The following is a 5,783-nucleotide window of genomic DNA, read 5'->3' as shown; positions in this document are numbered from 1 at the left end:
CATTTTATACATACGATCCGGAAGCCAGATTTTCATGATAGTGTCCTATGATGTGATGACCGTGCTTCATGGCCCGTGGCGCCGCGTTTTTTGGGCCCAGGGCGACGGGCTGAGCCGTTTCGCCTCCTCTAGCAGGAAATTTTTGTCTGACACAAGATCGATGTATTCCCCCGACATGTTTTTTTGTCCCGCGCCCCGCGCGTGATTTGTCCGCCCGCGCCGCGGTTGGCTTGACGCCATCCCGTTCTCCTGCCTACACCAACTCCCCTGAAATCAAACAACCCAGCGCATTGCGCCAAAAACATTGGCGTTGTGCACGCTCCCCGTGCCGGGTGGCACTGTGCGCGCTCTCCCACACGAGATGCGATCGCGGATCGGAGCCAGGCGGTGGTTTTCGCCCCACAAGGACGGCCCATGCGCCGCTGTTTCGGGTCTCGACCCAGAACTTTTCAGCCGACAGGGGCAAATCATGAAGAAAATTTTGACATTGGTTGCCGTGTGCATGGTCCTGTCCGCCTTTCCGGTGGGCGCCTCGGAGTACAAGGCGGAATATCGCCTTTCAACGGTGCTGGGACCGGCCTTTCCCTGGGGACGGGCCGCGGAACGCTGGGCTTCCCTGGTCAAGGAAAAGACCGAGGGCCGTATCAACATCAAGGTCTATCCCGGCACCAGCCTGGTGGGCGGCGACCAGACCCGTGAATTCACGGCCATTCGTCAGGGCGTCATCGATCTGGCCGTGGGGTCGTCCATCAATTGGTCGCCCCAGATCAAGCAGCTGAATTTGTTTTCCCTGCCCTTCCTTGTTTCCGACGAGAAGGCCATGGATGCCGTGACCCACGGCGAAGTGGCCAAGGACATTTTCGCCGTGCTCAAAAAGCAGGGCGTGATGCCGCTGGCCATTGGCGAGAACGGATTCCGCGAGTTGTCCAATTCCAAGCTGGCCATCAAGTCTCCGACGGATTTGAAGGGGCTCAAAATCCGGGTCGTCGGGTCGCCTATTTTCATTGACGGTTTTTCCGCCCTGGGCGCCAATCCGACCCAGATGAGCTGGGCCGACGCGCAGCCCGCCCTGGCCACCAAGGCCGTGGATGGCCAGGAAAATCCGCTGTCGGTCTTCAATGCGGCCAAGCTGCACACCGTGGAGCAGAAATATCTGACGTTGTGGGGGTACATGGCCGATCCGCTTTTCTTCGTGGTCAGCCAGAAAGTTTGGGATTCCTGGACCGAGGCCGATCGCGTCCTGGTGGCCGAGGCCGCGACACAGGCCGCGGCCGAAAACGTGGTCGACGCGCGCAAGGGGATCACCGCCGGGGACGACGCGCTGCTTCGGGAAATCGAGAAGAACGGCGTGATCATCACCCGGTTGACGGCCGAGGAACGGGAGCCTTTCCGGGCCGCCACCCGCCCTGTCCATGACAAGTGGGCGGCCATTGTCGGGATGGATTTGGTCAAGAAGGCCGAGGCGGCCATCGCGGCCAGCCGATAACGGGGCTTTTGGATTCCGGTGTTTTTTGCGGGCCGGGGGACCATGTCGTCTCCCGGTCTTTTTTCAGTTCACGCGCATGTCCGAGGTGTCGTCCATGGAATCTTCGCCCAAAATCCGCCCGGCCCGGGTGGAACGAGCCCTGGCCGCCGTGGTCATGGCGGCCTTGACCCTGATCACCGGGGCCAATGTCCTCATGCGGTATTGCACCAACATTTCCTTTGCCATGACCGAGGAGGTGTCGGTTTTTTTGTTGCTCATTTTGACGTTGGTGGGGTCGATTTCGGCTTTTGTCGAGGGCCGGCACGTGCGCATCACGTTGGTCGTGGATTCCCTGCCCGCCTGGGGCAGGACCGCGTGCGCCGCCTTGGAATGGATTTCCAACGTGGCCATGTTTTCCCTGTTGGCGTGGTTTGGCGCCCTGGCCGCTTGGGATGACTACTCCTTCGAGGTCACCTCGCCGTCCCTGGGACTGCCCCAATGGTGGTACAGTGTCTGGCTGCCCGTGTGTTCGGCTCTTGTTGTTCTGCGTCTGGCCTTGATGCTGGTCGCGCGTCGGAGGGCGGCATGATCGCGCTGCTGTTTCTCGTGTTCGTGGTGCTGATGCTGGCCGGCGTGCCCCTGGCCACGGCCATGGGCGTGGCTGGCGTGGCGGCTATCGCCGGGGCCGGATTGGGGCTGCCCTCGGTGCCGATCAGCGTCTATACCGGCGTGGCCAAATATCCCCTGCTGGCCATACCCATGTTCGTTTTTGCCGGCATGGTGTTCGAGCGCTCCGGCGTGGCCCTGCGTCTGGTCAACTTCACCGTGGCCCTGGTCGGGCCGCTTCGGGGCGGGCTGGCCATCGCCGCCATCCTGGTCTGCATGGTCTTGGGCGGCATCTCGGGGTCCGGCCCGGCCGATGCGGCGGCAGTGGCCATGGTCATGGTTCCGGGCATGGCCGCGGCCGGCTATCCCAGGGCCTTTTCGGCCAGCCTTATCGCCGCTTCCGGGTCCATGGCCATCATCATCCCGCCGTCCATCGCATTCATTCTCTACAGCGTGCTCGTGCCCCAGGCCACGGTGCCGGCCCTGTTCGCGGCCGGTCTGATTCCGGGGTTGCTGGCGGGACTGGCGTTGATCGTGCCGTCCTGGGCGTTGTCGGTCCGGCATGGATTTGGGTCTTCCGACGATGGCGGTTGCCGTGTCGGCGTCCTCGCGGCCTTCAAGGAGGCCGTCTGGGGGTTGCTTGCCCCGGTCATTATTCTGGGCGGCATCCGCTCCGGATATTTCACGCCCACGGAGGCGGCCGTGGCCGCTGTGTTTTACGGGCTTTTCGTTGGCATTTTTGTTTACCGCACCCTGACCGTGCGCGGCGTCTACGATCTGCTGGTGGAGTCGGCCGAGGTCTCGGCCGTGGTCATGCTGATCATCGCCCTGTCCTCGGTTTTTGCCTGGGCCGGCAACACGTTGGGCGCGTTCGAGGCCATGGGGCGGGCGCTGATTGGCCTGTCGCCCAACGAAACCGTCACCCTGCTGGCCGTGGTCGTCATGTTGATCGTCGCCGGCATGTTCCTGGACGGGGTGTCCATTCTGTTCATTTTTATCCCGATCCTGTTGCCGGTCATGGCTCATTTTGCGTGGAATCCGGTGTGGTTCGGCGTGGTCCTGACCATGAACCTGGCCATCGGCCAGTTCACGCCGCCCATGGCCCTGAATCTCATGGTGACGACGCGTATCGCCGGCGTGCGCATGGAAGACACCGTGCGCTGGGTGCTGTGGTTTGTCCTGGCCATGCTCGTGGCCATGCTACTGGTTTTGTTCGCGCCTGCCCTGTCCCTCTACATCCCGGGCCGGCTTGGGTATTTATAGAACCTGTTCGTATCAGGCACGAAACGCGAAAAATCCCGGCCGGCAAGACACGGTCGGGATTTTTTGGACTGGATCGGGCGGCCGCGACAGGGCCGGGCCGAGATCAGGACAAGGTCTGTCCACCTTCGGTGGCACGGGCTTCGGGCGCCCTGGCCCCGGCCTTGCGGATATTGTAGACACCCCGGCCTTCGGCGACGACTATCTCCGGATTGACGGCGGAAAAGACCTGGACCGTGGCGTTGGCGACGCGATTGCCCAGGAGCCGGACCTCGCCGATGGCGATGAGATCCGCCGGGTCGGCCGGGCGCAGGTAGTCCACGCGCATGTCGATGGTCGCCACCCGGTCCTTGACCGCGCACGCGGCCCAGACCGCCGTGCCGCCGCAGGTGTCGACCAGCATCGAGATAACGCCGCCATGCAGGGCGGGGCGGCGTGGGTCGCCGATGAACTCCGGCCGAAAGGGAAGTCTGAGCCGGGCGTAACCGGGTCGGATTTCCTCGACCAGCAGGCCAAGGAACCGGTCAAAGGGAATTTCCTGTTCAATGACGTGACGGATATCCATGCATCCTCCTTGTGTCGTTCGCACCATGCGGAGGGCGTGGCGGGGCGTCAAGGTCCGCCCCCGCGGGCCTTGTGTTCGGGTCCGTCCCGCTGTACATCCAGCCCTTATGTTTTGGTCCTTTCCGTCTGAGCTTCAACCAAGGATTTTTTGTGCCGTCGTTCGAAATCAAGGGCAAGGTCGCGCCCTGCACCCTGTTTCGTCCCCTGACCACTGATCTGGCCCTTTTGAATCGCGAGGTGTCCGAGCGTTTGGCCCGGACGCCGGAATTTTTTCGCAACATGGCTGTCATCGTGGATTTTTCCGCATTGGGCCAGCTCCGCGACGAGCTTGATCTGGCTGGCCTGGTACGTGTCTTGCGCGATCAGGGAATGACGCCGGTGGGCATTCAGGGCGGCAATGAATACCATGAACGCTTGGCGCCCAAGCTGTATCTGAGTGTTTTTTCGGAGAACAAGTCCGCTCCGACCAAGGTCGCGGCCGCGCCCCAGCCCGCTCCAGCCCTGGATCAAGAGGCCATGCTCGTGGACCGGCCCGTCCGCTCCGGTCAGCAGATCTATGCCCGGGGGCGGGATCTGATCGTTCTGGCGCCCGTGGGGCCGGGGGCCGAGGTCATTGCCGATGGCAATGTCCATATTTATGCGACCCTGCGTGGCCGGGCATTGGCCGGGGTCATGGGCAACGAGGGCGCCAGGATCTTTTGCAAGGAACTGAAGGCGGAATTGGTTTCGGTGGCCGGGTTGTACCGGGTCAGCGAGGATATTCCCGCCACTGTGCAGAGTGCTCCGGTCCAGATTCGCTTGGCGGGCCGGCAGCTGCTGATAGAACCTCTTTAAGTTGACGATAGGGCCAGGAGGAAACGTGGGGAAAATAATTGTTGTCACATCAGGCAAGGGCGGGGTCGGCAAGACCACGTCCAGCGCGTCGTTGGCCATGGGCCTGGCTCGACGCGGATATCAGGTCGCGGTGTTGGATTTCGACGTGGGTCTGCGCAACCTCGATTTGATCATGGGCTGCGAACGGCGCGTGGTGTATGACTTCGTCAATGTCATCCAGGGCGATGCGACCCTGCATCAGGCCTTGATCCGGGACAAACGGGTGGAAAATCTCTACATTTTGCCGGCGTCCCAGACCAAGGACAAGGATGCCCTGCGCATGGACGGCGTGGAGCAGGTTCTGGAGGAGCTGGTCAATCGGTTCGATTTTATCATCTGCGACTCTCCGGCCGGTATCGAGCATGGGGCACTCATGGCCATGCATTTCGCCGACGAGGCCGTGGTCGTGACCAATCCGGAAGTGTCCTCCGTGCGGGATTCGGACCGGGTGCTCGGGCTTTTGCAGAGCAAGACCAAGAAGGCCAAGGACGGCGGCGTCATCAAGGAACACCTGTTGCTGACCCGTTACGATCCCGAGCGCGTGGCCCGGGGGGAAATGCTCAGCGTGGCCGATGTCGAAGAGATCCTGGCCATTCCCCTTCTGGGCGTGGTCCCGGAATCAAAGGCCGTCCTGGCCGCCTCCAACTCCGGCGAGCCGGTTATTTTGGACGAAGCCAGCGATGCCGGCCAGGCCTATGAGGACGCCGTGGCCCGACTGTTGGGCGAGGAAGTCGAGCACCGCTTCGTGAAGGCGGTCAAGAAGGGCTTTTTCGCCCGTATTTTTGGAGGCTGAGATGGGTATTTTCAGCTATTTTCGCCCCAAGAAATCCAGCGCCGAGGTCGCCAAGAACCGCCTGCAGATCATCGTGGCCCACGAACGGGCCCAGAACGGCGGGTATGAGTTTCTGCCCAAGCTGCGCCAGGAATTGCTGCTGGTGGTTCAGAAGTATGTCCATGTGGAGTTGGAAAACATCAAGGTGGACGTGAACCGGGATGGCGATTGCGAGGTCCTGGA

General features: G+C 62.0%; 7 protein-coding genes. 6 read left to right on the top strand and 1 reads right to left on the bottom strand.

The window, feature by feature from the left end; genetic code table 11:
- The first annotated feature begins 469 nt into the window (after window positions 1–469).
- From EOL86_11515 to EOL86_11505, 3 genes are all read left to right on the top strand, one after another.
- Window positions 470–1,486: a DctP family TRAP transporter solute-binding subunit gene (locus EOL86_11515; GenBank protein ID NCD26201.1), complete on the top strand. Its 1,017-nt coding sequence runs from the start codon at window positions 470–472 to the stop codon at window positions 1,484–1,486.
- A gap of 94 nt (window positions 1,487–1,580) precedes the next feature.
- Window positions 1,581–2,054 (top strand): TRAP transporter small permease, encoded by a 474-nt coding sequence (locus EOL86_11510; protein ID NCD26200.1) that lies wholly within the window; start codon window positions 1,581–1,583, stop codon window positions 2,052–2,054.
- Complete coding sequence (locus EOL86_11505; GenBank protein NCD26199.1) at window positions 2,051–3,334, top strand: TRAP transporter large permease; 1,284 nt, start codon at window positions 2,051–2,053, stop codon at window positions 3,332–3,334. Before EOL86_11510 ends, EOL86_11505 begins: the two co-directional genes overlap by 4 nt.
- 103 nt (window positions 3,335–3,437) lie before the next feature.
- On the opposite strand, the gene EOL86_11500 is transcribed toward EOL86_11505, so the two are convergent.
- On the bottom strand, window positions 3,438–3,896 hold the full coding sequence (locus EOL86_11500; GenBank protein ID NCD26198.1) for a PaaI family thioesterase: 459 nt from the start codon (window positions 3,894–3,896) through the stop codon (window positions 3,438–3,440).
- A gap of 2 nt (window positions 3,897–3,898) precedes the next feature.
- Here EOL86_11500 and minC point away from each other — a divergent pair, with 2 nt between their 5' ends.
- From minC to minE, 3 genes are all read left to right on the top strand, one after another.
- Window positions 3,899–4,729: a septum site-determining protein MinC gene (gene minC, locus EOL86_11495; GenBank protein ID NCD26197.1), complete on the top strand. Its 831-nt coding sequence runs from the start codon at window positions 3,899–3,901 to the stop codon at window positions 4,727–4,729.
- A gap of 25 nt (window positions 4,730–4,754) precedes the next feature.
- Window positions 4,755–5,561, top strand: coding sequence for a septum site-determining protein MinD (gene minD / locus EOL86_11490; GenBank protein NCD26196.1), 807 nt, complete (start codon window positions 4,755–4,757; stop codon window positions 5,559–5,561).
- Between the two features lies 1 nt (window position 5,562).
- Window positions 5,563–5,783: cell division topological specificity factor MinE (minE, locus tag EOL86_11485; GenBank protein ID NCD26195.1), on the top strand; the 221-nt coding region annotated here is incomplete at its 3' end.

The organism is Deltaproteobacteria bacterium (genome assembly GCA_009930495.1).
GTDB lineage: Bacteria > Desulfobacterota > Desulfovibrionia > Desulfovibrionales > Desulfomicrobiaceae > Desulfomicrobium.
The sequence above is the reverse complement of the archived record's forward strand: the minus strand, read 5'-3'. Positions and strand labels throughout refer to the sequence as shown.

Bases quoted from the DNA above. Each gene is read 5' to 3' on its own strand.
- EOL86_11515 (NCD26201.1), top strand. From the start codon at position 470: ATGAAGAAAATTTTGACATTGGTTGCCGTGTGCATGGTCCTGTCCGCC.
- EOL86_11510 (NCD26200.1), top strand. From the start codon at position 1,581: ATGGAATCTTCGCCCAAAATCCGCCCGGCCCGGGTGGAACGAGCCCTG.
- EOL86_11505 (NCD26199.1), top strand. From the start codon at position 2,051: ATGATCGCGCTGCTGTTTCTCGTGTTCGTGGTGCTGATGCTGGCCGGC.
- EOL86_11500 (NCD26198.1), bottom strand. From the start codon at position 3,896: ATGGATATCCGTCACGTCATTGAACAGGAAATTCCCTTTGACCGGTTC.